This window comes from Synechococcus sp. A18-25c (assembly GCF_014280035.1).
GTDB lineage: Bacteria > Cyanobacteriota > Cyanobacteriia > PCC-6307 > Cyanobiaceae > Synechococcus_C.
Window position 1 is genome coordinate 661,919 of record NZ_CP047957.1, and the last position, 26,164, is coordinate 688,082.

Below are 26,164 nucleotides of genomic sequence, written 5' to 3' on the forward strand. Positions count from 1 at the left end.
ATTCATAGGTCGCTGGCAGGCAACGCCTCCAATCCGTTGGAGATGGCCTCGTAGCACTGATCAAGCTGGGTTTCGCTGATGCACAACGGCGGTAAGAGATAGACCACATCCCCCAGAGGACGAATCAGCACCCCCTGGTCCCTGACCAGTCGTCGCAAGACTTTGCCGGCGGGGTTGAGATAGCCCTGGGTTCCGCTCGTCACCAGGTCGAAGGCGGCGATCGTGCCGCAGAGGCGAGGACGCTGCACTCTGGGATGTTGCGCCAGGCGTTCCAATCGGGACCGATGGCGCTGTTCAAATTGTTCGTGCTGTTCCGGCTCGACTTCGAGCAGATCCAGGCTGGCATTGGCTGCGGCACAGCCCAGGGGATTGGCCGTGAAGCTATGGCCATGCCACAGGGTCTTGGTTGGATCGGTGCCGAGAAACTCCTCGAAGATCGCTTCCTTGGCCAGCGTGATTCCCATTGGCAGGAACCCTGCTGTGAGCCCTTTAGACAGAGCCACGAGATCCGGTGTGATGCCGGCTCTCTGCGAAGCCAGCAACCGGCCGCAGCGTCCGAATCCCGCCATCACTTCATCGGCGATCAGCAAACTGCCGGCCTCGCGCACCCGTTGTTCAACCGCTTGCAGAAACTGAGGACGCACGATGCGCATGCCGCCCGCTCCCTGAACGAGCGGCTCGAGAATCACCGCTGCTGTTGGTGTCCGTAGTGCCAGCCCTAGTGCGTCCAAGGCCTGTTGCTCGCGAGGCTCCACCTCCTCGTCGTTCCAGTGCGTGTGGGGCCACGGGATCCGGGTGACTGGGAACAGCAGCGGATCAAAGGGTTCGCTGAACAGACTGCGCGCCCCGACAGCCATCGCGCCAAAGGTATCCCCGTGATAAGCCCCGTCGAAGGCAATCAGCTGCTGACGCGCTTCGCCACGGTTGTGCCACCACTGCACGGCCGTCTTCAGGGCCACTTCCACGGCCGTCGATCCGTTGTCGGAGAAGAACACCCGCTCGAGGCCAGTGCGTCCGGCCAGGCGTTCCGCCAGGCGTTCCGCCTGGGGATGGGTGAATTCAGCGAAGATCACTTGCTCTAGCTTGGCGGCCTGTTCCGCGATCGCCTCAGCCACCACTGGGTGCGCATGGCCATGCAGCGTGACCCACCAACTGCTGATGGCATCGATCAGTGGTGGCCCTTCCGCTCTGTAGAGGACCGCGCCTTCGCCGCGAACCACCTGTTCCAGCGGTGGAGTGGTGGTGATGGAGGTGAAAGGAGGCCAAAGATTGGGGTGATGGTTCCGTGACACTGGGCACGTTCGATCGCCTGTTGTCATCATGGGCGTTCGACAAGAGGGGGGACAATGACCACACCTCAGGTCGGCAGTCGCCGGCTGCGATCTCCCTCCAATCGCTTTGTGGAGCCGGCGCCTCAGACACCGCGATTGGGCCCAGGTCGTGAAGGATCACGCAGCATCTTTTTCGAAGGCGGCTGGCCCTGCATCAAGGCACGTCTTGAAATGCGGGGATGGTCACCATCACAAATCGAACAGATTCATGAGCAGTTGCGCCAGGGATGGCCGTTGTCCATGGCTGTGCGCCACGTGGCCTTGCTGATGGGGCGTTGTCCTTTGCGCTCCAGGCCGCTGGGCTAAGCAAGGCAACCTCTTTGGGTTGGTTGAGTTCGCCAAGGCCGGATCAGCGGCAGACCTCGCTGTCTTGTTCGCTCTGGGTGGCGATCGGTCCGCAGTTGAACCAACGCACCAATTGCACCTCTACATCCGTGAACAGCACGAGAATGCCGCCACAGAGAAGAACAACGGCGGCGGTGGCCCAGGTCTGACGACTGGTCATTGATGGTCTGGGCATGCAGCGAGCGCCTCGAACTTAGGGCCCAGGCCCTGCTTTTGCCACGCGTCTGCCAGTGCAGCTGCGTTGAGAGGCTCCAACACCGGTAGTTCAGCCAGCACGGGAACATGCCCCAGTTCTGACAGGGTGCGCGGATTGTCAGCGTGCCGGGGACCGTTGATCACAAGACCCAGCACTGGAATGCTGCGGTTTCGAAGTGCCTCCAGGCTGAGCAGGGTGTGGTTGAGCGTGCCCAGACCACTGCGAGCCACGAGCACCACGGGGAGCCCCCAGCGCTGCAGTTGATCAATCTGCTGCCATGACCGGTTCAGTGGTACATGCAGTCCCCCCGCCGTCTCCACCACTAGGGGCGTCCCATCGTCGGCTGGCAGGGTCAGGCGGTCGGGGTCGAGTTGTCGATTCTCAAGCTCCGCAGCCCAATGCGGCGACACCGGAGCATCAAAGGCGTATGCCTCGGGTATCCACTGGGACGCTGGCAAGTCGATTAAATCCACCACCCGTTGCCGATCTCCGCCGCCCTCGAGTCCGCTCTGAACCGGTTTCCAGTAGCGGGCCTTCAGGCCCTGGACGAGCAGGGCACTGATCACCGTTTTGCCGACGTCTGTGTCGGTGCCGCAGACCACAAGGCGTAGTGGAGTCCGGGGTGCGGTCATCGGCGGATCAGCAGCAGTTGGATCACCCAGGTGAGTCTGAGCCTTCGATCGTCATCGCGATCAGGCCAACACCTCTGCAGCGCTCGCCAGTCCTGCACAGGTAGAGCCTGGGTCCGGCTTGAGCCGGCACCCACGCGGCGGAGCGGTTTCAGCAGCTGGGGGAGATTGATCGCACTCGTGGTGAAGTGAAGCTGTTGGGTGAATTGAAGCTGCTCTGATTCCAGATCACCACACAACGACGCGTGGTGTGGAAATGCCAGCGCGCTGCAGGCAATCCCGCTTTGTGCAGAAGCCTGATGCCACTGCGGGAAGCAGCCTTCAACCGGCAGAGCAAGCGCCAGCCATCCACCCGATTGAAGCCGGTTCAGCCATTGCTTCACCCGTTGTTCAGGGCAGTCCAGCCAGTGCAGACAGAAACTGGAGGCGAGCAGGCTGGGGCTGAGCTCCCAGCTGGGTAGGGGTTGCCTCAGGTCCCAAAGCTGGGTGCGCACAGATGACGGTTGCTGGCGCAACATGGCGTCACTTCCGTCCAGACGCAGCACCTGTTGCCCAGGGTGATGGCTCTCCAGTGCATCAGCGAGGTTCCCGGTGCCGCTGCCAAGATCAACCCACAATCCCTTGGGGACGCCGACCCTTCTGCAATGGCCGGCTAGGCGCCAGGCCACGGCACGCTGAAGCATGGACGCCGAGTCGTAGCGGTCGGCCGCGGCTCCGAAGCGTGACAGCACGCGGTCACCCCAGGCATCGGTGGTCATGCCGGGCCTGGGGACGCATGGTCCAGCCACTGTTGAACACGCTTCAGCAGATCGGGAACCAGCAAGGCATGGCCCGCCTTGCGCAGCTGCCAATGCTCTGGTGGTTGTTCGAGATGGCGTTCGAGTGCGAGCAGCTGATCTCGACGGGCTGCTGGAGCGACGATCGCATCCTCCTCAGCATCCACCACCAGAACCCTTGCGCTGGAGGGGAGTCCCTTGGGCAGGCCACAGGTGGCAATCAGTTGGTCAAGATCGTTGGCAAGCCGCTCTCGGCCTTGCGCAGAGAGCCCCTTCTGCACGGGGCCATGCGGCAAGCCATCGGCGTTGCCGGGTTGCGCGGCTCTTCGAAGAAACGTGCGCAACATGGCAGTTTCTCCTGCTCCGCCGATTGCCTTGCGCATTCCTCTAAGACCTGTTCGCAGCGCGCGCCCTTGCGGGCCTTCAGGAACGAATCGCCCGAAGCTGGCTAGCAGCACCACTTCGGTGGCCTGCGTCAGCACATCGGTCCCGATCAGATGCGGGCCTAGGGAATGGGCAATCACGGCACGGCACGGTTGGGATTCCCCTGGTTCCGACGTCTGCCAGAAGGGCATTGTGGGTGTGCGGTCGCCGTAGCCGCGTTCGCCACTGCACCAGCTCCAGCCATGCCGGCTGAAATGGCGCTCCCAGGCCTGCCAGCTGCCTCCGTCGCCGCTCCAGCCATGCATGGCGATGACCTGTTTCATTGAGCACTGCCGGTGCGAGCCAGAACCTGGATCAGAGAGTCCAATGTCTCATCGGGCAGGGTGCGATGCAGCACTAGACGGAGCCGGGCACAGCCTTCTGGCACCGTCGGTGGGCGGATCGCAACGGTGAGCAGACCCGCTTGCTCCAGCTCCCCCTGCAGGTCCAGTGAGGTTTGGTCGTCTCCTACTACGAGCGGCAGAATCGGACCGGTCCCCATCGGCCGCGTCCAGCCAGCGGTCTGCAGGCGGGCTCGCCAGATCTCGCCCCGTTGCAGCAGCTCCGCCCCCCAGCTGGGATTGTCCTGGATCAGCTGCAAAGCAGCGAGGGCCGCCGCGGCCAACGAAGGTGCGAGTGCTGTGGTGTACCGGAAGGCCCCACTGCTCTGCAGCAGATGGTCGCCAAGAGCTTCGTCACAGGCCAGGAAAGCGCCGCCGCTACCGAAGGACTTGCCGAAGGTGCCACTGATCATGGTCACGTCGCTCATCCTGTACCCCAGTCCCCGCCCACCGTCACCCAGCACGCCGAGGGCGTGCGCTTCGTCGAGCAGCAGCTGTGCTCCGTGCTGCCGACACAGTGCGGATAGCTCAGTTAGTGCAGGACTAGTTCCCTCCATGCTGAACAGGCTTTCCGTGATCACCAGCAGCGGAGCGCCGGGACGATCGTCCCGGCATTGCAGCAGCAGATGCTCCAGTGCTTGTAAGTCGTTGTGGGCAAATCGCCGGAGGCGGGCTCCGCTGGCTTGCACGCCCACCAGCAGGGAGTGATGAATCAGCCGATCTGCAAGCACGATCGTGTGACGGCCCGCCAGGGCGCTCACGGCCGCCAGATTGGCCTGGAAACCGCTGGGAAACAGCAGCACCCGTTCGCGTTCCAACCAGTGGGACAGAGCGGTTTCCAGTTGGTCATGCACGGGGCGTGTGCCGCTCACCAGGCGCGATCCAGCGGCTCCAGCACCACTTCGCAGCAGTTCCTCATGGGCTGCGGCGATCACAGCCGGATGGCGGCACAGGCTCAGGTAGTCGTTACTGGCCAGATCCAGCAATCCCTCATCGGCAGTCGCCATCCCCGCTTGCAAGCGACCATCCTTCCCTGATGGAGACCAGGTGCGCAGCTGACGGCGGCGGGCCGGAGGAATGTTCATGCCATCAGTCTCGGTCCCCACAGCCCAGCAGGATGGTTGACGTTGTTTGGCTTATGCGGCCTCCATCCATGGCCCGTGCCCTGGAGCATTTCACCCTCCTCTTTCCTCTCTGGACTCTGTTGGCTGCTGTCCTGTCACTGATGCAGCCCGATTGGTTTAGCTGGGTGAGCGGACCTGTGATCGTTTGGTCGCTGGCGCTAATCATGCTGGGGATGGGTCTGGGTCTAGCTCCATCCGATTTCCGTCGGGTGCTGGTAGCGCCCCGGCCGGTTCTGCTCGGCGTGGTTTGTCAGTTTGTGGTGATGCCGTTGCTAGCAGCCTTGGTGGCCTGGGTGCTGGGTCTGGCACCGCCGTTGGCCGTTGGGTTGATTCTCGTGGGCTGCTGCCCCGGGGGCACCGCCAGCAATGTGGTCGCCCTGATTGCCAGAGCTGACATCGCTCTTTCGGTGGTGATGACCTCGCTCAGCACGCTGCTGGCCGTGGTGTTGACACCTCTGCTCACCGGTCTGCTGGCGGGGCGTTACGTGCCCGTGGATGGTTGGACCCTGCTGGCCAATGTGCTGCAGGTGGTGCTCGTTCCGGTGGCCTTGGGCGTGTCCCTCAAGCAGGGGCTTCCGCGCTTCGCTGCCCGTGTCGAGCCGTTGATGCCTCCGGTGGCCGTGCTCGCGATCGCGCTGATTGTGGGTGGAATTGTGGGCAGTCAGCAGGAGGTGCTGTTGCGCCAGGGAGGACTGCTCGTGCTGGCTACACTGCTGCTGCACGGCGGCGGGTTCCTGCTGGGTGGGCTGTTTTCGGCGTTGATGGGGGAATCGGTGCCGGCGCAACGCACCATCAGCATTGAAGTTGGCATGCAGAACTCAGGATTGGCTGTCGTCCTGGCCCGCTCCGGTGGCTTTGCCAGCCCGCTGACCGCTTTGCCGGGTGCTATTTCAGCCGTGATCCATTCCCTGTTAGGAAGCCTGTTGGCGGCTCTGTGGCGGCAGCGTCCTTAGGATCGCCACATGCCGGATCCTGAGACCCAGGCTGCAAAGCCCGAAAGCGTGGGATCTCCGGATCCGGCGCAACTCTTTCCGTTTCCACTGGATGACTTTCAGTTGGACGCGATTGATGCGCTCAACCAGGGCCATTCGGTGGTGGTCAGCGCTCCCACGGGTTCAGGGAAAACGTTGATCGGTGAATACGCCATTCACAGGGCGATGGCGCATGGTCAGAAGGTTTTTTACACCACGCCCTTAAAGGCGTTGTCCAATCAGAAGCTGCGTGATTTCCGCGAGCAGTTCGGCGTTGAGAACGTCGGTCTGATGACCGGCGATCTCAGCGTCAATCGCGACGCATCGATCGTGGTCATGACCACGGAAATCTTCCGGAACATGCTTTACGCCGAGGCGGATGAGCATGACGACCCCCTGGCGGATGTGGAGGCCGTGGTGCTGGATGAGTGCCACTACATGAACGATTCCCAGCGAGGAACTGTTTGGGAAGAATCCATCATTCACTGCCCGCCGGTTGTTCAGCTCGTCGCGCTGTCGGCAACGGTGGCCAATGCAGGGCAGCTCACCGATTGGATTGAACGGGTCCATGGCCCCACCCGTTTGGTGCTCAGCGACTTCAGGCCGGTGCCGTTGCAGTTCAGCTTCTGCAGTGCCAAAGGGCTGCATCCGCTCCTCAACGATGAGGGCACTGGACTGCATCCCAACTGCAAGGTCTGGCGTGCACCCAAGGGCCACAAGCGCAAGGGGCGTTCGCCTCGTCCTCCTCAGCCGGAGCCCCCGCCGATCAGTTTTGTGGTGGCGCAGATGGCTGAGCGCGACATGCTGCCGGCCATCTATTTTATTTTTAGCCGCCGCGGTTGTGACAAGGCGGTGCGCGATCTTGGCGTGCAGTGTCTGGTCACGGACGCCGAGCAGGCTCGGATCCGAGATCGCCTGAAGGTTTACAGCGCTGCCAACCCGGAAGCGGTGCGCGATGGTCTGCATGCCGATGCTCTGCTCCGTGGCATTGCCGCTCATCACGCCGGGGTTCTGCCGGCCTGGAAAGAGTTGATTGAAGAGCTGTTTCAGCAGGGTTTGGTGAAGGTGGTGTTCGCCACCGAAACGCTTGCCGCAGGCATCAACATGCCCGCTCGCAGCACGGTGATCGCGTCTCTGTCGAAACGCACTGAGCGTGGCCATCGCCCGCTGATGGCGAGTGAATTCCTGCAGATGGCCGGACGGGCCGGACGACGTGGCTTGGATTCCAAGGGTTATGTGGTCACGGTGCAAAGCCGATTCGAAGGGGTACGTGAGGCGGGTCAGTTGGCCACCAGCCCGGCAGACCCTCTGGTGAGTCAGTTCACGCCGAGTTACGGCATGGTTTTGAACCTCCTGCAGCGTCACGACCTGGCCAAGGCGCGCGAGCTGGTGGAACGCAGCTTTGGTCGTTATCTGGCCAGCCTTGACCTTGTGGAAGAGGAAGAGATCCTCGAACAGCTGCGACTGCAGCTTGGGCAGTTGCAGGGATCAGCTGGTGATGTCCCCTGGGAAGATTTCGAGGACTACGAAAAGCGCCGGGGACGATTGCGAGAGGAGCGTCGTCTGCTGCGCATCCTTCAGCAGCAGGCTGAAGAAACCTTGGCCCATGAACTCACGCTGGCCTTGCAGTTCGCCAGCGTTGGGACCCTGGTCAGTCTGAAGTCGCCCCAGCTCAGAGGCGGAGTGACTCCCGCGGTGATCGTCCAGAAATGTGAGGGGCCAGGCCAGTTTCCGCTGCTGCTCTGTCTCACGCTCGACAATGTCTGGCTGCTGGTGCCGTGTCAGGCCGTGGTGAGCCTGCACGCCGAACTCAGCTGCCTTCAGGTGGAGGGTGTGCAAGCCCCTGAACTCAGCCGGCCCGGTGAATTGCGTCATGGTGACCAGCAAAGCGGTGGTCTGGCCCTTGCCGTGGGCCATATGGCTCAGCGGCATGACATGACCACGCCGCAGTACGACCTGGCGGGTGAAGTGCTGTCTCAGGCCCAGACCGTAAAGGATCTGGAAGCGGATCTCGAGGCGCATCCGGCCCATCGCTGGGGCGATCGCAAGCAGCTCAAGAAGCATCGCCGCCGCATGGAAGATCTGGAGGTGGAGATTGCCGAGCGCCAGCAGGTGTTGCATCACCGGGCGAACCGCCACTGGGACACATTCCTTTCTCTCATGGAGATCCTTCAGCATTTTGCGGCTCTCGATGACCTGGAGCCCACGGAGATCGGCCGCACCGTTGCGGCCTTGCGAGGCGACAACGAGCTGTGGCTCGGCTTGGCGCTGATGAGTGGTCATCTCGATGACCTGCCCCCGGCGGAACTGGCCGCAGTGTTTGAAGCCATCAGCACCGAAGTGAATCGACCGGATCTGTGGAGTGGCTTCCCGCCGCCGGCACGGGCGGAAGAGGCGCTCCAGGATTTGTCTGGACTGCGGCGGGAACTGTTGCGGGCTCAGGAGCACCACCAGGTGGTTGTGCCTGCCTGGTGGGAGCCCGAGCTGATGGGCCTCGTGGAGGCCTGGGCGAGTGGCACTTCCTGGAATGATCTGATCGCCAACACGTCTCTGGATGAAGGCGATGTGGTGCGGATCATGCGCCGGACTGTGGATCTGCTGGCTCAGGTGCCCTACTGCGAAGCGATCAGTGAGCAGCTCCGCAGCAAGGCCCGTCAGGCGCTGAAGGCCATCAATCGCTTCCCCGTGGCCGAAGCCGATGATCTTCTCAAGGCCGCGGCGGCCGAGGCGGAGGGGCTGAATCCGGCAACCGAGCGGGCCGCTTAATCAGCCTTTCGCCTCATCAGCCTTGGCAGATGGCCATCGCAGCGGGATCCACGATGCGATCAAATTCTTCACCGGTCACATAGCCCAGTTCAAGGGCGGCTTCGCGCAAGCTTGAACCCTGGTCATGGGCATGCTTCGCAATGGCACTGGCCTTGTCGTAGCCGATGACCGGAGCAAGGGGCGTCACCAGCATCAGCGACTGTTCCAGGTAGGACTGAATGCGTTTGGCGTTGGGTTCGATCCCCTCGACCATCGACACCCGGAAGCAGCGGCAGGCATCCGTTAGCAGGGTGATGGCCTGCAGCAGGTTGAAACCGATCAGGGGTTTGTAGACGTTCATCTGCAGATGTCCGCCGGAGCCAGCCATGGCCACAGCGGCGTCGAGACCGATCACCTGCGTGCAAACCATCGCCATGGCCTCACACTGAGTTGGGTTCACCTTGCCCGGCATGATCGAGCTGCCCGGCTCATTGGCGGGCAGCTCCAGCTCATTCAGCCCAGCCCTGGGTCCGCAGGCGAGCAAGCGGATGTCGTTGGCGATCTTGAGCAAGCTCACCGCCAGCTGCCGCAGCTGACCCATCGCATTCACCAGGCCGTCATGGCCTGCCATCACCGCGAACTTGTTGGGGGCTGTGCTGAATGGCAGGCCCGTGACCTTGGCCAGTTCCGCGGCAGCCTGCTCAGCGAAGCCGTTAGGCGCATTGAGTCCGGTTCCGACAGCTGTGCCTCCCAGGGGTAGCGGCAGCACTTCACTGAGGCTGGCATCGATGCGTTGGGCGGCCATGCCGATCTGGTCTCGCCAGGCCGAGGCCTCTTGGCCAAGGGTGAGCGGCACCGCATCTTGAAGATGCGTCCGACCGATCTTCACGATCGTCTCCCAGGCCGTCGCTTTGGCCGCGAAAGCAGCCTGCAGACACTCCAATTCCGGCAGCAATCGCCGAGTGATGCCCTCAACGGCTGCCACATGGATCGCCGCTGGAAACGCGTCGTTGGTCGATTGCGAGCAGTTGACGTGGTCGTTTGGATGCACGGGGTGGTGGCTCCCTAGCGGTTCTCCCGCAGCCTGGGAGGCCAGGTTGCTGATGACCTCATTGAGGTTCATGTTGGTTTGCGTGCCGCTCCCGGTTTGCCAGACCCGCAGGGGGAACTGGGCGTCGTGCTGTCCTTCGGCCACGGCGATGGCTGCTGCCACGATCTGTTCACAGCGCTCTTGATCCAGCACCCCAAGCCGTGCATTGGTGATGGCTGCTGCCTGTTTGATCCGCGCCAGAGCGTGGATCAATTCTGCAGGCATCTGGTCGGAGGCGATCGCGAAGTTTTGCAGTGATCGCTGGGTCTGGGCGCCCCAGAGCGCCTCAATGGGCACCTCCACGGCACCCATGCTGTCGGTTTCGATCCGTGTCGCTTCAGGCATTCCAGGCCAGCAGAAGGTTCATGAGCGCGGGCCCGCGCCGGGCCGCAGCACCAGAGCGATGATCAGCAGCATGCCGCTGACACTCACCACCACATAGATCCAGTCTGCGTAGGGGGTCCAGAACATGCCGTAATCGCCAAATCAGAGTCCGAGACGGTCCCAGATCACCCCCAGATTCTGCTGGTGCAGCTCGGTGCTGAAGCAGTCATTGAGCTGCTCAGGGGTGAGCTTCGCGGTGACGTCCGGATCGGCCGCCAGGTTGGCTCGGAAGTCGCCTCCATCGGTGTTCCAGGCGGTGTGTGCATTGCGCTGCACCACGCGATAAGCCTCTTCTCTGCTCATCCCTGCGTCCACGAGGCCCAGTAGCACCCGTTGGCTGAACACCACGCCGCCGTAGACATTCATGTTGCGGAGCATGTTGCCTGGGTAGACCCCGAGGCCAGCCACCACGGCGGTCATCTCGCGCAGCATGAAATGCAGCGTGACAGAACAGTCGGGAAGCATCATCCGTTCGGTCGAACTGTGGCTGATGTCCCGTTCATGCCAGAGGGCCACGTTTTCCAGTGCGGCCACGACGTAACTGCGAAGCACCCGGGCCAGGCCGCTGATGCGTTCGCTGCGAATCGGATTGCGCTTGTGGGGCATGGCTGAGCTGCCTTTCTGCCCTTTGGCGAAGCTTTCTTCCACTTCCAGCACATCGGTGCGTTGCAGGTTGCGGATTTCTGTGGCGAAGCGATCCAGTGATGCGCCAACCAGGGCCAGCGTCTGGATGTAGTCAGCGTGGCGATCGCGAGAGATCACCTGCGTGCTGGCGGTGTCGGGCGTCAGGCCGAGGCGCTCGCAGGTGAGACGTTCTACCTCAGGGTCGGTATTGGCGTAAGTGCCCATGGCGCCGCTGACTTGGCCCACGGCCACATCACCCTCCAGCCGCTCCAGTCGTTCGGCATTGCGCCGGGTTTCAGCTAGCCAGCCAGCCAGCTTGAAGCCGAAGGTGATCGGCTCACCATGGATGGCATGGGAGCGGCCGATCATCACCGTGGATTTATGTTCCGCAGCCAGTTTGGCAATGGCGGCATCCAGTGCCGCCAGCTCCTTGCGCAGCAGCGCCACCGAGGCCTTGAGCTGGAGTGCAACACCCGTATCCAGCACATCACTGCTGGTCATGCCCACATGGATGTAGCGCCCAGCATCACCCACGTGTTCATTCACGTTGGTCAGGAACGCGATCACGTCGTGACGCACTTCTGCCTCGATTTCCAGGATCCGCTCGGGTTCAAAAGCCGCTTTGCTGCGGATGTCAGCCATCGCCGCTTCGGGAACGCGTCCCAGGCTGCAGTTGGCTTCACAGGCAGCCACTTCCACATCGAGCCAGCTCTGGTACTTGGCCCGGTCGGTCCAGATCTCGCCCATTTCGGGCAGGGTGTAGCGCTCGATCAAGGGATCGCAGTCGAACGGTCAATCCATGACCATACGGTGACGCAGGTGCAACACCCTTTGGCTCGGCGTCAAGCCGAACGGAGGCGGCGATGGTCGACTTCCCACTGCACATGCTGGCCCCAGGCTTGCTGACGCACCCGGCACACACCACCCCGACATTCGATCACCTGGAAGGGAGGGAGATCGTTTGGGTGATTTTCAATGGTCACGAAGGTGCCGGGGTGCAGGAGTTCCAGCACGTTGCGACGCCTCTTGCACTGATGCGGGGGGTGCTTGGCTGACATGTCCGGTCAACGGCTCGGATCGATCTTCTCGGAGTTGTTTGGGGTCCTCAGTGAACCTCACAATTTTGTTCCGATTTGCCCTCTGCTTTTATGAAGAAATGGCCCGAAAACGCCGTCTGGATCTGCATCTCCTCACGTTGGGACTGGCGTCATCACGTCAGCAGGCCCAGCAGCTGATTCGTGCCGGCAAGGTTCGCGACGTCAATGGTCAACGCCTGGAGAAGCCGGGTCAGGAGATTTCGGAAGCTGCGCAACTGCGGGTTGAACAGCCACCACGTTTCGTGTCCAGGGGTGGGGAGAAATTGCTGGGTGCTTTGGAGGCGTTCCCCGTCTCAGTGACGGAAAGGGTTTGCCTGGATGGGGGGATTTCCACCGGCGGCTTCACCGATTGCCTTCTCCAACACGGGGCAAGCCGCGTCTACGGCATCGATGTGGGCTATGGGCAAACGGCCTGGAGTCTGCGCACCGATGAGCGGGTGGTGCTGCGCGAACGCACCAATCTCAGGCGTCTGACGGCAGAGGAGTTGTATGAGCAGGGCGATCCACGGCCGACGCTTGCGGTGGCCGATGTGTCGTTCATCTCGTTAGGGCTGGTGTTGCCGTCCTTGCGTGCCCTGATGGTGACCGAGGGTTCCCACGCTTCCAGTTGTGAAGCCATCGTGCTGGTGAAGCCTCAGTTCGAGGTGGGACGAGAACGGGTCGGCAAAGGGGGGGTTGTGCGCGATCCGGAGGCCCATGCCGATGCCATCGCCGGGGTCATGGCTCAGGCAGTTCCTTTGGGATGGCAAGCCTCTGGACTTGTGGGTTCACCCATCACCGGACCGGCAGGAAATCATGAGTACCTGCTTTGGCTCGCGTCAGCCGATCAACCCATAGTGAGCACATCCCAAATCGAGCGTGTGGTCAGCGCAACCTTGAGAATTTGAAAGGGCTGGGTGGCCTCAGAGTGCAGCACCGTCGCGGTCACCGGTGCGGATCCTCACCACGGTGTCCACGGGGGAGATGAAAATCTTGCCATCACCGATCTCACCCGTTTTGGCGGCTTCGGCAATGGAATTAACAACAGTGTCGACTCTTGAGTCGTCGATCACCACTTCAATTTTGAGTTTTTGCAAAAACTCAACGGTGAACTCAGAACCGCGATAGCGCTCCACCTGTCCTTTCTGTCGGCCAAAGCCACGTACTTCACTCACGGTCATGCCGACGATGCCGGCATTGACGAGAGCCAGCTTGACGTCCTCGAGCTTGAACGGACGGATAATCGCTTCGACTTTTTTCATGACGGCTGATCGTGATGGCCTGAAATTAGGTTCTCAGACGCGGTTTGAGGAGGTGGGGTAGGGCAACGGATTCAGTCTCAGACCTGCTTCAGCTGCATCAGAGCAGACCCTTTCAGCGTCATCTCTGCACAGGGTGATGAGCCCGTCGGCCAGGAGCTCCCAATGCTCCGACTCGAAGTAGGTCTGAAGCCAGAGAATCCCGTGGACGCTCGCTGGAACCACTCGGAAGGAAGTGCCTTCAGCGAGCAAACGGAGATCCATGTAGGAGCCGCAGACTACGTTTCCATTACGGCCTGCGGCTCTCTCGAGAGATGTACGCGTTGCTACAGAATTAGGAGTTGAGCTGGGCCTCTGCCTGCGCGCGGCGATGTTGATAAACGCTGCCGCGGTAATGGAGTTCCACGGTGGACTCGGCTGCTGGGGCGTGGCTTAAAGGGGCGTCGTAGTGCCGGCCGCGGTAGGTGTGGTCCACGCTGGCGTGGCTGAGGCGCTCGTGGTCTGCGGGGTTGTAGGTGACTCCGCGATAAGTGCGCTCTTGGGTCTTCATGGGGACTGGCCTCGAAGGGATGATGGGTTGTCCGATCGGTGATCGGGATCGCTTCGTGGGAAGGAGCGTTGCTTCGCCGCGCGGGTGGCTACTTCCGGCTGCTGAGGGGCTGGTAAGCCAGGCCCAAGCCCAACGGTTTGTCCTTCGATGCATTTCTACCTCATTTGCGCTGTTCGTGGTGAACTTTTTGTGTTCTGTGATGGTGTTTTGGTTGGATTCCGCTTGGCTCACGGCTTCCCGCCTACGGTCCCGTTGGGTTTTAGGGTTTTTACAAAGCGTTGCGTTTCTCTCCTTTGATGAGTGCTTCCACGTCGGATTCCACCCGGACCCCCCTGTATGGCGAGCGGGCCATCGCCGAAGCCGAACTGATCTGTTTTGACAATCCGCGTCCCGGTCGTCCCTACGAGGTGTCGATTGAACTGCCGGAGTTCACTTGCCTCTGCCCGTTTTCTGGCTATCCCGACTTCGCGGTGCTGCGCTTGCTCTATCAGCCCGGCCCTCGTGTGGTGGAACTGAAGGCCATCAAGCTCTACGTCAATAGTTATCGCGACAAGACCATCTCCCATGAAGAGGTGGCCAACCGCATCCTGGATGACCTGGTTGGAGCCTGCGATCCGGTCTGGATGCAGCTCGAGGCTGACTTTCATCCCCGCGGCAATGTGCACACGGTGGTGCGAGTCAGTCACGGAGAGCGTCAACCCTGCTGATGAGCGCAGGAAGTTCTGCTGCAAACCCAGCCAAGTTGCGATTGCAGAGGCCTGCCACGTGAAGGCGGGCCGATGTTGTTTCCGTCACGGCCCAGATCTGTCGGGTGGCCACCATGCTCAGTCCGCCTCCCAGCAGAGTGATGGCGAATCCGGCGTACACCAGGGGAACCCCAGGGTCTCGTTTCAGCAAAAGCCCGCTTGCGGGCATGATCTCAACCACCCGCAGCGGAAGACCTTTTACGTCTGTGCCATCGCCACCAGGCCGCAGATTCGTGATCAGGCTCCCGTCGGAATCGAACACCTGAACCGGCCCTTGTTCGCTGCCTGTGCTCAGAAAGACCGGTTCGCTGCCGTCTGGCCGTGTGGGAAGCACAAGGCCCCAAATCTGATCGCCAAGTTCTGGAAAGTTGCTGAGTGGCAGTTGCAACTGAGGACTCCGCCCGATTTGCACGGTGATTGCCGCTAGAGACCAGTCCGCCTGGTAGACGGTCATGCCCCGATAGCGCAGCGGATGATTCACGCTGATTTGCCGTTCGTCCTCGGGTTCACCGGCAGGCGTCAGCTGGAGGGTGGAGCTGAATTGTTCAGGTCGACCGGCGGGATCGCGCTCGATGGCGAAATCCTTGAGGGTGACACTCAGCCTGCTGTCGCCTGTGGGGCTCAGGAGATCCAGTGAACGTCCAGGAGCAAGAAAGCGCTCCAGTCGTTGTCCGGCCAATGCTCCCCACGCAGCTCCGACCAGCAGAAGCACCAAGCCGGTGTGTACCAGCAAAGGTCCGACTTTGCCAATCACGCCTCGACGGGCGGCCAATCGGTCGCTCTTTTGACGGACGTCCCAGCCGTTCGCTTTCAGCTCACCGGCCAGAGCATTCAGCGCTCCTTGACTGTCTGAGCAGGTGCGGGTTTCAGCCAGAGCTAGCTTGCTCAGCTGCCTTGGGCGGGAATAATCGATCCAGCGCAGCGCTGCTTGCAGGGCAGGCCATTGCCGTCGCCAGCTGCAGAGCATCAGAGCGAGTCCCAGCAGGGCCAGCAGGGTCAGAAACCAGTTGCTGGCGTACACATGATCAAGCTGCAATCGCAGCATCAGGTCGCCGTTGATCAGGCCAAGCCACGGGTCTGTATTGAAACGCTCCAGATACAAATCAGTGGCTTCTTGCTGAGGAAGGATGGTCCCCAGAGCACTGGCCAGAGCGATCAGCAGCAGCAAGGCGATTGCCAGTCGCAGGTCGGAAAGGATCGCCAGCAATCGTTTGAAGATCGGCATGCTCAGACCACTCTCGCCAGCAGGGTGAGCGTGCCGACCGTGAGCAGAATCACGCCGCTAACGCTGGGGATCCAGCGACTGACGGAGCGCAGAGCCATCAGTTTGGGAATGGAGGCAGCAACACTGCCCGCCAAGAGCAGTGGCAGCACCTGGCCGATCCCGAAGCTGAGCAGAAACAGTAGGCCGAGCACAGGATTCCCCGTGCTGGCAATCCAAGCCAGCAGGACCGCCAGTACAGGCGTGGTGCAAGGTGAAGCAGCCAGCCCGAAGGCGAGGCCAGCGGCAATTGGGGCTAGCGGTGCCGGCACACGTCGGCTCCAGGCCTGAGGATCGGGCCCTGCCGGCAGGGGCACACGCACAATTCCGAGCAGATTGAGCCCCATCACAACAGCCAGAATCGCCACGAGCGTGGGGATCAGCCCGGGAACCTGTCCGTAGATTCCGCCCAGCAATCCACTCAGACTGCCCAGCATCACCAGTGCAGCGACGATCCCGGTGCAGAACGCCAGGCTGCGTTGCCAGGCTGACTGTTCACTCTCGAACCCTGCCAGGTAAGCCATGGTCACGGGAAGCAATGACAGGGAGCAAGGGCCCAGGCTGGTCAGTGCCCCAACAAGGAGAACGATGCCCAGGCTCAGTGGACCCGGTTGCTGCAGGGTGCTGTTCAGCAGTTGCTCACCGCTGCGCGCCAGGTCGGACAAGGCCAGGTCGAGGAAGGCGATGGTGGTCTGCCCGATCCAGGGGAAACGCAATCAAGACTACTGATCTCGGCGGAGCCGTTGCTGAAGAGCAGCCTTGTTGGCGTTGTTTTTTGAAGAGGGAATCAAGCTGGATGATTGAGCGATCGTGTTGACCTTGTTCGTTGTCGACGTCGTTCCGAGCCCGGCCTCTGGCCGACGCTGCGTCCGCCGATCAGTCCCGTTGACTCCAGCGAGCAACGGATCAACAGCCCCACAATCATCAGGCTGGACAGAAGAGAGTTGCCTCCGTAACTCATCAGTGGCAGCGGCAGGCCGGTGGTGGGCATCGCCCCGGAGGCCACGGCGATGTTCATCACTGATTGGCCGACCAGGAGCGTGGCACAACCAATGGCGACGAGACGGGCTTGGTTGCTGCGGCAACGCAAGGCCACGCGGAGGCCTAAGTAGCCGATCAGCATTAGGAATAGCAACAGCAAGAGAGATCCCACCAATCCGAATTCCTCGGCGTAGACCGCAAAAATGAAATCAGTGCTTTGAATCGGCAGATACTGAAGCTTTTGGGTCGATAGTCCAAATCCCTGCCCGAACGGACCTCCCGAGCCGATGGCCAGAAGGCTCTGAATCAATTGGTAGCCATCGCCTTGTGGGTCTTTCCAAGGGTTCAGAAACGAAATCACCCGCAATCGCTGGTATTCGTTGATCAGGATGCTGGCCGTTCCAAGCATGGCTCCGCCGATGGCGGTGCCGAAGAGTTGAACCAGAGGAAGACCTGCTGAGAACGCCATCAACCAGATCAGGAGACCGCTCAGTGCTGCCGTGCTCAGGTTGGGCTGTTTGAGAATGAGCAGCACCAACATGCCGAAGCTGCTGAGCCAGAGCAGCTTCTGATCGAGGCCGGTCCGCTTCCAATGGGCGAAAAGATTGGCGGCCTGGAGCACCACGAATGGTTTGACCAGTTCTGAGGGTTGAATCTGGATGGGACCGATCACCAACCAGCGGCTGGCGCCATTGACGGTTGTTCCCATCACCAAGGTGGCGGCAATCAGCAGACAGCCCATCCAGAGTGCTGGTCCAGCCACCTTGAGCCATCGCCTCAGATTGATGGAAGCCGTGAAGGCCATCAGGCTCCAGCTGGCCGTCATCCAGACCAGCTGTCGTTTGAGGTAGTAGGCGCCTTCACCCTGTTCCCGGGCCGCAACCCACCAACTGGCTGAGGCCAGTACAAGCAATCCAGCCAGGCTCCAGATGGCTGTGAGGGTCAGCAAAAGTCTGGCCTCCGCAGGCCACAGCGTCCAGTCGAGAGGTAAGTGGCGTTGCCAGAAGGGTCTTGGGAGAGATGTTGTGGGGTTCCGCTCCTTCACCGTGCTCCGCCGTGAGGATCGACTCCTTTTGGAGATCACGCTGGCGCTGCTCAAAATAATTCACGATGTTGCCTCTATTGAGCCGTTCAAAGCAGGGTTTGCCAAGGGATCTCCCACAAAAAAACCCGGCTCAAGGCCGGGTTTCTGATGGTGGAGGAATGTTGTTCAGTTGCCCACGTTGATCTGTCGATTTCCCGTACAGAGCTCAACTTTGATGATTCGACCTCCCTGTTTTTGGATGCGCTGTTGTTCAGCGAACCAGCTGTCGTAGGGCACCCACTTCGTAAAGAAGGTGTTCTGTAATTCGCGCTGCGTCCGAACCTTTTCAGGACTGGGGATGCAAGCGGTGACTTTGAACAACCGCATGGGTTCAGTTGCCCAGGCCGGAGCAAATGTAGTCGAAGTACACGCCCATTTCCTTGCCGGCGTCAGGACCGACCAGAGATGCAGTCACTTCCTTCATGGCCTGAATGGCTTGGACCGTTGCGCCGATGGGCACACCCAGGGAGTTGTAAGTCTCCTTGAGGCCATTCAGCACACGCTCATCGAGGATGGAGGTGTCACCAGCCAACATGGCGTAGGTGGAGTAGCGCAGGTAGTAGTCGAGATCGCGGATGCAAGCTGCATAGCGACGGGTGGTGTACATGTTGCCGCCCGGACGGGTGATGTCCGAATAGAGCAGAGCCTTGGCAACCGCGTCACGGATGATGGCCGAGGCATTCGCACTGATGGTGGCGGCAGCCTTCACCCGGAGTTCACCGCTGGCGAAATAGCTCTCGAGATTGGTCATGGACGTCGTGTCCAGGTACAGACCTTGGACGTCGGACTTGTTGATGACGTTGGTGATCGCGTCTTGCATGGATCAGAAGTGACGTGAAGGGAGCGTTGGTTTCGGGGATCAGGCGAGAGCGCCCACCACGTAGTCGAAGTAAAAGCCGGCTTCCTCGGCATCAGCACCGCTGAGGATGCCCATGGCCACGGTTTTCATTTCGCGCACAGCTTCGGCCATGGCTTCGAGGGGGGTGCCTAGAGACCGGTAAAGCTCGCGTGCACCAATAACTCCAATCTCTTCGATCGGAGTCACGTCGCCGGCAACGACGCCATAGGTGACGAGTCGGAGGTAGTAATCCATATCGCGAAGACAGGTTGCTGTCATCGCTTCTCCGTACGCATTGCCGCCAGGGGAGATGACGTCGGGACGCTTTTGAAACAGCTGACCGCCTGCGGTCTTGACGATGCGTTCGCGGCTCTCGCTGAGAACCTGAGCGACACGTAGACGTCGTTGTCCTCCGCTGACGAAAGCCTTGATCTGGTCCAGTTCGCCTGGGCTGAGATAGCGGGCTTCGGCGTCCGCGTTGATGATCGAGTTGGAGACGATGCTCATGCAGTTCTACCTCGAAGCAAGCGGCCGCCCGTAGGAGACCGGTATCCGGTGAGTGGTGTGGAGATCTCGGTTGAGATCGAGATGCAGCTTAAAGGCCGCGAGGGCTCGAATCGGGGAAATTCGAGTGGAAAGAGGGTCAGATGTTGTATCTGTTGACTTTCCGGGTGGCGCCGGTCTGTTCGGGATGCCGAAAGCAGCCAGAGCACTGTGATTCTCAATCAGCAGCCTGAAGCAGCCGAGCCCCGGTAACAGATCTTCATTGGCAGTCTGAGGTGCAGAAGCTGAAGTTCTTCCTGCTGAATCGTGGTCTTTTTTTGATAAATAGACATGAAAAAGCCGGAGGTCTTGATGACTCCGGCTCAAACAATCTTGAGGTAAAACAAATTTGGCTCAAATCGGCTCCAATCGTCTTCTGACCATTAGAGGGCTTCCCCTGGAGGAGGCGTAAGACCTGCATTGCCACGGTAAAGGCTGGCGGTTCGAGTCAGCGTTGACTGGGAGAGCCCACGCCGGGAGCTCAGATTGTCAAGATCGGGTACTTCAGAGGGTTCAACGCCGGTTGATGAGCGGAGCACCAACACATCCTTGACGGCCTCGGGTTGACCGGATTCGGCCCGGATCTGCAGAAAACGGCTGGTTTCTGAAGGGGTTGAAGCCCGTCCCAGCAGGGCCAGGGTTGCGGCTGTTGCAGCGCGAAGCGGTGCCATCCGAGAGAGACGGTCTTGGAAGGCTTCACTGAGAGCGACCAACTCAATAAAACCCTCGAGATCGATCTGGCCGTCGCGCAGAAGCGACTCGGGTGAGATCAAGCGCTCGTCTTCGAGTGGAACACGATTCAGCAGTTGTCGATAAACAGCATCGACAACCTCACGGCGCTCTGATTCTGATGCCCCTCTAACGAGCGATAGTTTCATTGGTAAGCCAGACCGCTTGAGATAGCCAGCAGCATCACCGACAGGGAGTGATGCCTCAAGACGCGCACTGGGCTTGTCTGCTACGCCAGCACCACTAAGGCCGTTGCGGAAAGCACTTGGAGAGTTAAGTGAGCGACTCCAATCTTGAGCTGTCAGTGAGTCTTTGCCCCCCAATCTTGCGAGCGTTCGATTGGGAATTCGCTTCATCATCACCGACCAAGGCTCGATAGGAGCCACTTCGCTAACCCCACTGATCCATTGGTTGATGTCACCAGTGTTCCGCTGCGATTGATTGCGGGGTGTTGTGTCACCACTGGATTTGAACGCATCTTTCAGCCTGGAATCTGGGCGGGGCCTCACGGTGAGATCGGCCACAGCTGTTGCTGTGAAAGGCCTCCGCATGGATGGAGCTCGTCGAGTGGTCAGATCACCAGGGGTGATGAATCGCTCGTAAGGAACCGTGTCTTCGCCGAAGCAATCCTTGTAGTCCTTGCTGTCGATCAGGGCGTCAACAACGCCGTAAAAGCCTCGGCGAGCCGCGGTGTCGAACAACGCGTCGATTTCCCATCGGCCGAAGGTGGGACGTCCGAGCAAGCGGCGGTGCATTACCTCAATCGCTTTGGCGATGTAGAGGCCTTCCCAGTAACGACGTCGGAAGGCGTCGGAGCGCGCCACGCTGCGGATGAAATCCCTCAGGCTGATGTCGCCATTTTCCAGACGGGCTTCTTCGGATCCCAGGCGCTCACCGGCATAGCCGGCATTGCCGAGAACCTGGACGTAGACAGCCTGAATCACCGCTTGGGTGGACGATTCGGTGTTGCGGATGCTGGGTTGTCCTGCCCTGCGGGGCATGGCTGCTCCGCCGGTGGCAATTTGCTGCAGCCTCACCACACGGGGCCCCACCTTGCGTGGTCGACTACCGCGGAACTGAGGGCTGTCCATCTGTCCCGGTTGTGCCATGCCGTTGCTGACCAGCAGACGGCGCGTGTCGTAGCTGAACGGTGCCGGTCGGGTCGAGACGGACGCTGTGCCCGAGGGGAAGATGGCTCCGTACTGGTTGCCCACGGGATCGTTGCCGCCTCCGTAGACGTGCTGATCAGCCAGTGGTTGGCGGTAGGACGCGTAGAGCGTCACGTACTGAGGTGCGCCCTCGAAGGGTGCGCTGAATTTGAACAGGCGTCGGTTGGAGCCCCACCCTGCGCTCTCCTGGGCCTCTTCTCCCAGATCACGCAGGTAAGGAACGGTCTCCTCTCCGAAGGTCTGCGCATATTCATTGCTGTTGACCAGCACGTCCACAAGGCCATTCAGGCCTTGTTCACTCACGATGGAAAACGACTTCCGGAATTCCTCCAGGGAGCTGATGCCACGACCAAGAAAGTGGCGATAAGCCAACTCCACGACGCGGCTGTTCACAAAACGGCCGTAAAACTGCGTTCTATATTCCTTGCTCTTCCCAAGGGCGCGGATGAATTCCCGCATGGAGATCTTGCCCTGCACGAGCTGACTGGCTTCCGAGCGGCAAGGGGTCTGTGAGTAGCCCTTGGCGATGTCGCGTTCAAACACTTGCCTGTAAGCCGCGCGAACGATCTCAGCCTTTTCCGCGCCGGAAAGACCTGGCCGCATTTCAAAGCGCTGGGCCGATTCCGAAGCCAGGGCATAAATCGCAGGGAGCTGTAGGCCCTGACTCACTGGACTGCCGGGTTTCTGGCGTGTTGAGGGAGTGGCGACGGCCAGTTCCTTCAACAAAACGTTGAAGCAATCGATGGCTAGCCGACGTGCTTCGGGGCGCTCCCTCAGCAGGTCCGCGCAGGCAGCGCGCATCTCTTGAAGGGCCACGTTGGTGGCACTCAGCGAGCAGTTTTTCTCAAGGACGTCGCGCAGTCCTCGGGTGTTCACCGCAAGGATGCTGGGGTCACCGGCAACAAGGGCATAGCCCACATAACGCAGGAACCATCCGAGGTCGCGCACGGATTTGCGCATGAAGGCTGGACCGTATTTGGCCACGCTGATCGCGTTGAATCCGGTGGGAAGCACCACGCGGACGTCGGCGTCTCCACCGGTTCCTTCGAGCAATCGCGTGAAAAAGTTGCCCCGTTTGGTGATGCCGCTGTCGCCGGTGAAGGTGCGCACGGACTGCTCGAATGCCACCTGGTCGGCCGCCAGTGGAGTGGCGTCGGACGACCGGGCCATCTCGCCTGTGCTGAGAGGGGCTTCGAGGAATGACAGCGGTGTGCCACCAACAAAAATGCGATTGGCGGCACGGGCGACGATCGCCTCGGCATTTGACGCGATGATCCGCGACGCTTCCAGCCGGTCGTTGCCGCTGCGGAAGAAGGTGATCAGTGTGTCGAGCTCGCCGCCATCCGGAAAGCGGTCTTGCTGTTCTGCCTGGCGAACGCTGGAGAGCGGCAGGGTGTCGTACAGCTGAGGGGAAACCCTTGGGCTGCCGCTGCTGGCGGTCACGGTCATGAACGGGAGCAAGCAGGGTTTGGCCACGTTACGGCTCGTGCCGAGGCCTCCCGAGCCAGCATGAACAAATGTTTGCAGGGGTTGCTGCAATTGGCGTGCTGTGGGGGGCGCTCGTGAAATGCTCCAAATCCATCCCACCTACTGGAGTTCGCCGCCCCGTGCAGTCCACGCCTTCGGATGCCGCCACACCCGTGGTGAGCGATTTCTATGACCGCTTTCCCTATCCAGGCGACCCACTTCAAGATGGTCCGCCACCTGGATACAACTGGCGTTGGTGCCATGACAGCGTCCTGGCCGCTGTTCTTGGAGCTGTGCCCCAGCGCTCCGATCGCTCCGTTCCGGTGCGGATCCTCGATGCGGGATGCGGGACCGGTGTCAGCACCGATTACCTCTGTCATCTGAATCCCGGCGCCCAGGTTCTTGCTGTCGACATCAGCGCCGGAGCGCTCGCCGTGGCCCGTGAGCGGCTGCGACGGTCTGGAGGCGCCAAGCAGGTCAATGTCCTGCGTCAGGAACAGCGCAGTCTTCTCGACCTTCAGGGAGAGGGACCGTTCGACTACATCAACTCTGTGGGAGTGCTTCATCACCTGCGCGATCCGTTGGCGGGGCTCAAGGCACTGGCGTCGCTTCTGGCTGATGGGGGCCTGTTGCATCTGTTTCTTTACGCCAACGGCGGGCGTTGGGAGATCCACCGCACCCAGCGAGCTCTGACCCGTCTCGGAGCTGGCACGGGAGCCGAGGGACTGCGCCTGGGTCGGGACCTATTTCAGTCGCTGCCGGAGAGCAACCGCCTGCGGATCAATTACGAGCAGCGCTGGCGGATCGACACCGCAGCGGATGCCAATTTCGCGGATATGTATCTCCATCCCCAAGAGACCAGCTACGACCTCAGCAGCCTTTTCTCCCTGATCGAGACGGCGGGTCTTCAGTTCGCCGGGTTTTCCAATCCGGCGGTTTGGGATCCTTCCCGGCTGCTCGAGGGGGAGCTTTTGCAGAGAGCTCTTGCGCTTCCCGAGCGGGATCGGTGGCTGCTGGTGGAAGATCTCGACCCTGACATCAGCCATTTCGAATTCTTCGTGTCCCGCACGCCCATCCGTCCCCAGGCCTGGGATGACGACTGCGAGCTGCTCAAGACCCGTGGTCGTCGACAACCCTGTCTCTGGGGGTGGCCGTCCGCCAACCTGCTTGGGCCTGATCTCGAGCCGATCAGCTTGAGCGCCGCCGAGTTTGCCTTGCTGGAAGCCATCGAGAATCAGCCCTCTCGCTCGCTCGGTGAGCTGGGTCTGAGCGATGAGACTGCTTCGGTGGCAAGGGAGCTGATGGCCCGGAAACTGCTGCTCCTCGAGGTCTGAGCTGCTGGAGCTCGAGAAAACGCGTGATAGATTCCGCGCGCTTTCTCAGATGTTGTTTGCTGGCTACCACCACCACCGAATCAACTGCGGCATCCGTTGCGACTGATTCCGGTATGGGCGAGTACGCGAAGCTCCAACGACGTCTGATGCTGGCCACCTTGGCGTTATCTCTGGTCGCGGCTTTGATCGCGCTGGTTCGATTTGATGTCTTGGTGGCCCGCAGCCTGCTGGTGGGTTCCTGCGCTGGTCTTCTTTACCTGCGTCTACTCGCCCGCAGCGTCGCCCGGCTCGGCGGAGGTTCCCGCCAGGTTGGACGGTTCCAGTTGATTGTGCCAATGCTTCTTGTCGTTGCAGCGGCCAAGCTCCCCCAACTGGAATTGCTTCCAGCCTTCCTCGGATTCCTTCTCTACAAGCCAGCTCTGATTCTTCAGACCGTCATCGACGGCTGAGTCCGCGCACTTCCCCAACACATGGTTCCGTCGCTCCTCAACCTGCCGTTTGCCGAACTGGAGGTCGGTCAACACCTCTACTGGCAAATCGGCAACCTGAACCTCCATGGCCAGGTTTTTCTTAGCTCCTGGGTCGTGATCGGCCTGCTGCTGCTGCTCGTGGTGAGTGGCACCCGCAAAATGGAGCGCGATCCCAAAGGTGTGCAGAACCTCCTTGAGTTTCTCTGGGATTACCTCCGCGAACTCGCCCGGGAGCAGATCGGAGAAAAGGCTTATCGCGACTGGCTTCCCTTCGTAGGAACTCTGTTCCTTTTCATCTTCGTCTGCAATTGGGGTGGTGCTCTCATCCCCTGGCGTCTGATCGAGCTCCCCAACGGAGAGCTGGGTGCCCCGACCGCAGATATCAACACCACGGTGGCCATGGCCCTGCTGGTGTCGCTCTCTTACTTCTATGCAGGTTTGAGCCGGAAGGGACTGCGCTACTTCGAGTACTACGTGGAGCCGACGCCGATCATGCTTCCGTTCAAGATCATCGAGGACTTCACCAAACCGCTGTCACTGTCCTTCCGTCTGTTTGGAAACATCCTGGCGGATGAGCTTGTGGTGGCCGTTCTGGCCTTCCTGGTGCCTGTTCTGGTTCCCCTGCCGGCGATGTTCCTCGGTTTGTTCACCAGCGCCATTCAGGCTCTGATTTTCGCGACGCTCGCCGCTAATTACATCGGCGAAGCCGTTCATGAAGAGGCTCACTAAGCCTCGTCTCATCTTTCGCAGGTCCCCCGCGATCTGCTAAACACTTCGCGCGCAGGTCCGGGTGGAACCGGGCCCACTCTCATCAGTGAGAGTGTCCCGGGCGCGCCCTGCCCTTTCCGCGCTCATCCTGCGCAACTCCAACCGCTTTCCACCAATGAGTGATCTGACCTCCGCCGCTTCCGTTCTGGCCGCCGCCCTTGCGGTGGGTCTTGCCGCCATCGGCCCTGGTATCGGCCAAGGCACCGCAGCCGGTCAGGCTGTGGAAGGCATCGCCCGCCAGCCTGAAGCTGAAGGCAAGATCCGCGGCACCCTGCTGCTGTCCCTGGCTTTCATGGAAGCTCTCACCATCTACGGCCTGGTTGTGGCTCTGGTGCTCCTGTTCGCCAACCCCTTCGCCGGCTGATCAGGTCATCGCACGGAAGGATCCTTGCTCCTTCCGTGGTCCTGATTCGTTCGATTTGATTCACCCCATCGCACCCTTCCATGCCCTGGCTTCTGCTTGCTGAAGCAGGTGTTCCGGAGGGAGGTCTCTTTGACCTCGATGCCACCTTGCCGCTGATGGCGGTTCAGGTGGTTCTCCTCACCTTCCTGCTCAATTCCCTGTTCTTCCGGCCGGTCGGCAAGGTCGTGGAGGATCGCGAGGGTTACATCGCGACCAGTCGTGCTGATGCCAAGCAAAAGCTTGAGCAGATTCAGCGACTAGAAGCTGATCTCCAGGATCAACTCCGTGGAGCCCGTCAGGCTGCCCAAGCCGCCATCGTTGAGGCCGAACAAGAGGTGGACCGTCTTTACCGCGAGGCTCTCGCCGAAGCGGAGGCTGAAGCCAATCGCACACGCGAAAAGGCTCGGAGAGAGATCGAAGCTCAGCGTGAAACCGCTCAATCCCAGTTGATGGGTCAGGTGGATCAGCTCAGTGCCCAGATCATCAAACGACTTCTGGCTGCCTGAT

General features: G+C 60.8%; 30 protein-coding genes. 10 read left to right on the forward strand and 20 right to left on the reverse strand.

What is annotated here, in order from left to right; genetic code table 11:
- Nucleotides 1-2 precede the first annotated feature (2 nt).
- Nucleotides 3-1,292 carry an adenosylmethionine--8-amino-7-oxononanoate transaminase gene (gene bioA / locus SynA1825c_RS03425; protein ID WP_255478441.1) on the reverse strand — a complete coding sequence of 430 codons (1,290 nt, stop codon included), beginning with the start codon at nucleotides 1,290-1,292 and terminating at the stop codon, nucleotides 3-5.
- Nucleotides 1,293-1,346: 54 nt separating this feature from the next.
- Here bioA and SynA1825c_RS03430 point away from each other — a divergent pair, with 54 nt between their 5' ends.
- Complete coding sequence (locus tag SynA1825c_RS03430; protein WP_186470288.1) at nucleotides 1,347-1,637, forward strand: hypothetical protein; 291 nt, start codon at nucleotides 1,347-1,349, stop codon at nucleotides 1,635-1,637.
- A gap of 43 nt (nucleotides 1,638-1,680) precedes the next feature.
- On the opposite strand, the gene SynA1825c_RS03435 is transcribed toward SynA1825c_RS03430, so the two are convergent.
- Genes SynA1825c_RS03435 through SynA1825c_RS03455 form a run of 5 tightly spaced genes read right to left on the reverse strand, consistent with a single transcriptional unit; the run spans nucleotide 1,681 to nucleotide 5,126 of the window.
- Nucleotides 1,681-1,836 (reverse strand): hypothetical protein, encoded by a 156-nt coding sequence (locus SynA1825c_RS03435; protein ID WP_186470289.1) that lies wholly within the window; start codon nucleotides 1,834-1,836, stop codon nucleotides 1,681-1,683.
- Complete coding sequence (bioD, locus tag SynA1825c_RS03440) at nucleotides 1,833-2,504, reverse strand: dethiobiotin synthase (RefSeq protein ID WP_186470290.1); 672 nt, start codon at nucleotides 2,502-2,504, stop codon at nucleotides 1,833-1,835. The genes SynA1825c_RS03435 and bioD overlap by 4 nt, the downstream gene beginning before the upstream one ends.
- Entirely contained in the window at nucleotides 2,501-3,259 is a 759-nt protein-coding gene (locus tag SynA1825c_RS03445) for a methyltransferase (RefSeq protein ID WP_186470291.1), read from the reverse strand. The genes bioD and SynA1825c_RS03445 overlap by 4 nt, the downstream gene beginning before the upstream one ends.
- Nucleotides 3,256-3,984, reverse strand: coding sequence for an alpha/beta hydrolase (locus SynA1825c_RS03450; protein WP_186470292.1), 729 nt, complete (start codon nucleotides 3,982-3,984; stop codon nucleotides 3,256-3,258). Before SynA1825c_RS03450 ends, SynA1825c_RS03445 begins: the two co-directional genes overlap by 4 nt.
- Nucleotides 3,981-5,126, reverse strand: a complete 1,146-nt coding sequence (locus SynA1825c_RS03455; protein WP_186470293.1) for an 8-amino-7-oxononanoate synthase — start codon at nucleotides 5,124-5,126, stop codon at nucleotides 3,981-3,983. The genes SynA1825c_RS03450 and SynA1825c_RS03455 overlap by 4 nt, the downstream gene beginning before the upstream one ends.
- Nucleotides 5,127-5,194: 68 nt before the next feature.
- On the opposite strand from SynA1825c_RS03455, the gene SynA1825c_RS03460 reads away from it, so the two are divergent.
- Both SynA1825c_RS03460 and SynA1825c_RS03465 read left to right on the forward strand, forming a co-directional pair.
- Complete coding sequence (locus SynA1825c_RS03460; RefSeq protein ID WP_186470294.1) at nucleotides 5,195-6,118, forward strand: bile acid:sodium symporter family protein; 924 nt, start codon at nucleotides 5,195-5,197, stop codon at nucleotides 6,116-6,118.
- Nucleotides 6,119-6,127: 9 nt separating this feature from the next.
- Nucleotides 6,128-8,902 (forward strand): RNA helicase, encoded by a 2,775-nt coding sequence (locus tag SynA1825c_RS03465; protein ID WP_186470295.1) that lies wholly within the window; start codon nucleotides 6,128-6,130, stop codon nucleotides 8,900-8,902.
- A 16-nt stretch (nucleotides 8,903-8,918) separates the two neighbouring features.
- Here the strand turns inward: SynA1825c_RS03465 and fumC are convergent, their stop codons facing one another.
- The 4 genes from fumC to SynA1825c_RS03485 form a co-directional block, all read right to left on the reverse strand.
- Nucleotides 8,919-10,316, reverse strand: coding sequence for a class II fumarate hydratase (gene fumC / locus SynA1825c_RS03470; RefSeq protein ID WP_186470296.1), 1,398 nt, complete (start codon nucleotides 10,314-10,316; stop codon nucleotides 8,919-8,921).
- 18 nt (nucleotides 10,317-10,334) lie between these two features.
- A complete protein-coding gene (locus SynA1825c_RS03475) occupies nucleotides 10,335-10,442 on the reverse strand; it encodes an adenylosuccinate lyase (protein ID WP_186470297.1) in 108 nt (35 codons plus the stop codon).
- A gap of 15 nt (nucleotides 10,443-10,457) precedes the next feature.
- Nucleotides 10,458-11,753: an adenylosuccinate lyase gene (gene purB / locus SynA1825c_RS03480; RefSeq protein ID WP_186470298.1), complete on the reverse strand. Its 1,296-nt coding sequence runs from the start codon at nucleotides 11,751-11,753 to the stop codon at nucleotides 10,458-10,460.
- 68 nt (nucleotides 11,754-11,821) lie between these two features.
- Entirely contained in the window at nucleotides 11,822-12,037 is a 216-nt protein-coding gene (locus SynA1825c_RS03485; protein WP_186470299.1) for a hypothetical protein, read from the reverse strand.
- A 98-nt stretch (nucleotides 12,038-12,135) separates the two neighbouring features.
- On the opposite strand from SynA1825c_RS03485, the gene SynA1825c_RS03490 reads away from it, so the two are divergent.
- On the forward strand, nucleotides 12,136-12,963 hold the full coding sequence (locus tag SynA1825c_RS03490; protein WP_186470300.1) for a TlyA family RNA methyltransferase: 828 nt from the start codon (nucleotides 12,136-12,138) through the stop codon (nucleotides 12,961-12,963).
- A 15-nt stretch (nucleotides 12,964-12,978) separates the two neighbouring features.
- Here the strand turns inward: SynA1825c_RS03490 and SynA1825c_RS03495 are convergent, their stop codons facing one another.
- From SynA1825c_RS03495 to SynA1825c_RS03505, 3 genes are all read right to left on the reverse strand, one after another.
- Nucleotides 12,979-13,317, reverse strand: coding sequence for a P-II family nitrogen regulator (locus SynA1825c_RS03495; RefSeq protein WP_186470301.1), 339 nt, complete (start codon nucleotides 13,315-13,317; stop codon nucleotides 12,979-12,981).
- 33 nt (nucleotides 13,318-13,350) lie between these two features.
- A complete protein-coding gene (locus SynA1825c_RS03500) occupies nucleotides 13,351-13,578 on the reverse strand; it encodes a hypothetical protein (RefSeq protein WP_186470302.1) in 228 nt (75 codons plus the stop codon).
- A 70-nt stretch (nucleotides 13,579-13,648) separates the two neighbouring features.
- A complete protein-coding gene (locus tag SynA1825c_RS03505) occupies nucleotides 13,649-13,864 on the reverse strand; it encodes a DUF4278 domain-containing protein (protein WP_186470303.1) in 216 nt (71 codons plus the stop codon).
- Between the two features lie 296 nt (nucleotides 13,865-14,160).
- Between SynA1825c_RS03505 and queF the strand changes: the two genes are divergently transcribed.
- Nucleotides 14,161-14,571, forward strand: coding sequence for a preQ(1) synthase (gene queF, locus SynA1825c_RS03510; protein ID WP_186470304.1), 411 nt, complete (start codon nucleotides 14,161-14,163; stop codon nucleotides 14,569-14,571).
- Here the strand turns inward: queF and SynA1825c_RS03515 are convergent.
- The 7 genes from SynA1825c_RS03515 to SynA1825c_RS03545 all read right to left on the reverse strand — a co-directional run bounded on the left by SynA1825c_RS03515 (nucleotide 14,543) and on the right by SynA1825c_RS03545 (nucleotide 22,664).
- A complete protein-coding gene (locus SynA1825c_RS03515) occupies nucleotides 14,543-15,835 on the reverse strand; it encodes a cytochrome c biogenesis protein ResB (protein ID WP_186470305.1) in 1,293 nt (430 codons plus the stop codon). The genes queF and SynA1825c_RS03515 overlap by 29 nt on opposite strands.
- Before the next feature lie 2 nt (nucleotides 15,836-15,837).
- Nucleotides 15,838-16,506: a cytochrome c biogenesis CcdA family protein gene (locus tag SynA1825c_RS03520; RefSeq protein WP_255478482.1), complete on the reverse strand. Its 669-nt coding sequence runs from the start codon at nucleotides 16,504-16,506 to the stop codon at nucleotides 15,838-15,840.
- 152 nt (nucleotides 16,507-16,658) lie between these two features.
- Nucleotides 16,659-17,951: an FtsW/RodA/SpoVE family cell cycle protein gene (locus SynA1825c_RS03525; RefSeq protein WP_370593775.1), complete on the reverse strand. Its 1,293-nt coding sequence runs from the start codon at nucleotides 17,949-17,951 to the stop codon at nucleotides 16,659-16,661.
- 111 nt (nucleotides 17,952-18,062) lie between these two features.
- Entirely contained in the window at nucleotides 18,063-18,263 is a 201-nt protein-coding gene (locus SynA1825c_RS03530) for a phycobilisome linker polypeptide (RefSeq protein ID WP_186470306.1), read from the reverse strand.
- Between the two features lie 4 nt (nucleotides 18,264-18,267).
- Nucleotides 18,268-18,756 carry an allophycocyanin subunit beta gene (gene apcB, locus SynA1825c_RS03535; protein ID WP_186470307.1) on the reverse strand — a complete coding sequence of 163 codons (489 nt, stop codon included), beginning with the start codon at nucleotides 18,754-18,756 and terminating at the stop codon, nucleotides 18,268-18,270.
- A 39-nt stretch (nucleotides 18,757-18,795) separates the two neighbouring features.
- Entirely contained in the window at nucleotides 18,796-19,281 is a 486-nt protein-coding gene (locus SynA1825c_RS03540) for an allophycocyanin (protein ID WP_067095786.1), read from the reverse strand.
- A 419-nt stretch (nucleotides 19,282-19,700) separates the two neighbouring features.
- Nucleotides 19,701-22,664, reverse strand: a complete 2,964-nt coding sequence (locus SynA1825c_RS03545) for a phycobilisome rod-core linker polypeptide (protein WP_186470308.1) — start codon at nucleotides 22,662-22,664, stop codon at nucleotides 19,701-19,703.
- Nucleotides 22,665-22,822: 158 nt separating this feature from the next.
- Here SynA1825c_RS03545 and SynA1825c_RS03550 point away from each other — a divergent pair, with 158 nt between their 5' ends.
- From SynA1825c_RS03550 to SynA1825c_RS03570, 5 genes are all read left to right on the forward strand, one after another.
- Complete coding sequence (locus tag SynA1825c_RS03550) at nucleotides 22,823-24,016, forward strand: bifunctional 2-polyprenyl-6-hydroxyphenol methylase/3-demethylubiquinol 3-O-methyltransferase UbiG (RefSeq protein WP_255477049.1); 1,194 nt, start codon at nucleotides 22,823-22,825, stop codon at nucleotides 24,014-24,016.
- Nucleotides 24,017-24,129: 113 nt separating this feature from the next.
- Nucleotides 24,130-24,465: a hypothetical protein gene (locus SynA1825c_RS03555; RefSeq protein ID WP_186470310.1), complete on the forward strand. Its 336-nt coding sequence runs from the start codon at nucleotides 24,130-24,132 to the stop codon at nucleotides 24,463-24,465.
- A 21-nt stretch (nucleotides 24,466-24,486) separates the two neighbouring features.
- Nucleotides 24,487-25,215: a F0F1 ATP synthase subunit A gene (gene atpB / locus SynA1825c_RS03560; protein ID WP_186470311.1), complete on the forward strand. Its 729-nt coding sequence runs from the start codon at nucleotides 24,487-24,489 to the stop codon at nucleotides 25,213-25,215.
- A 154-nt stretch (nucleotides 25,216-25,369) separates the two neighbouring features.
- Entirely contained in the window at nucleotides 25,370-25,618 is a 249-nt protein-coding gene (atpE, locus tag SynA1825c_RS03565; protein ID WP_006911576.1) for an ATP synthase F0 subunit C, read from the forward strand.
- An 80-nt stretch (nucleotides 25,619-25,698) separates the two neighbouring features.
- Nucleotides 25,699-26,163 (forward strand): F0F1 ATP synthase subunit B', encoded by a 465-nt coding sequence (locus SynA1825c_RS03570; protein ID WP_186470312.1) that lies wholly within the window; start codon nucleotides 25,699-25,701, stop codon nucleotides 26,161-26,163.
- Nucleotide 26,164 lies beyond the last annotated feature (1 nt).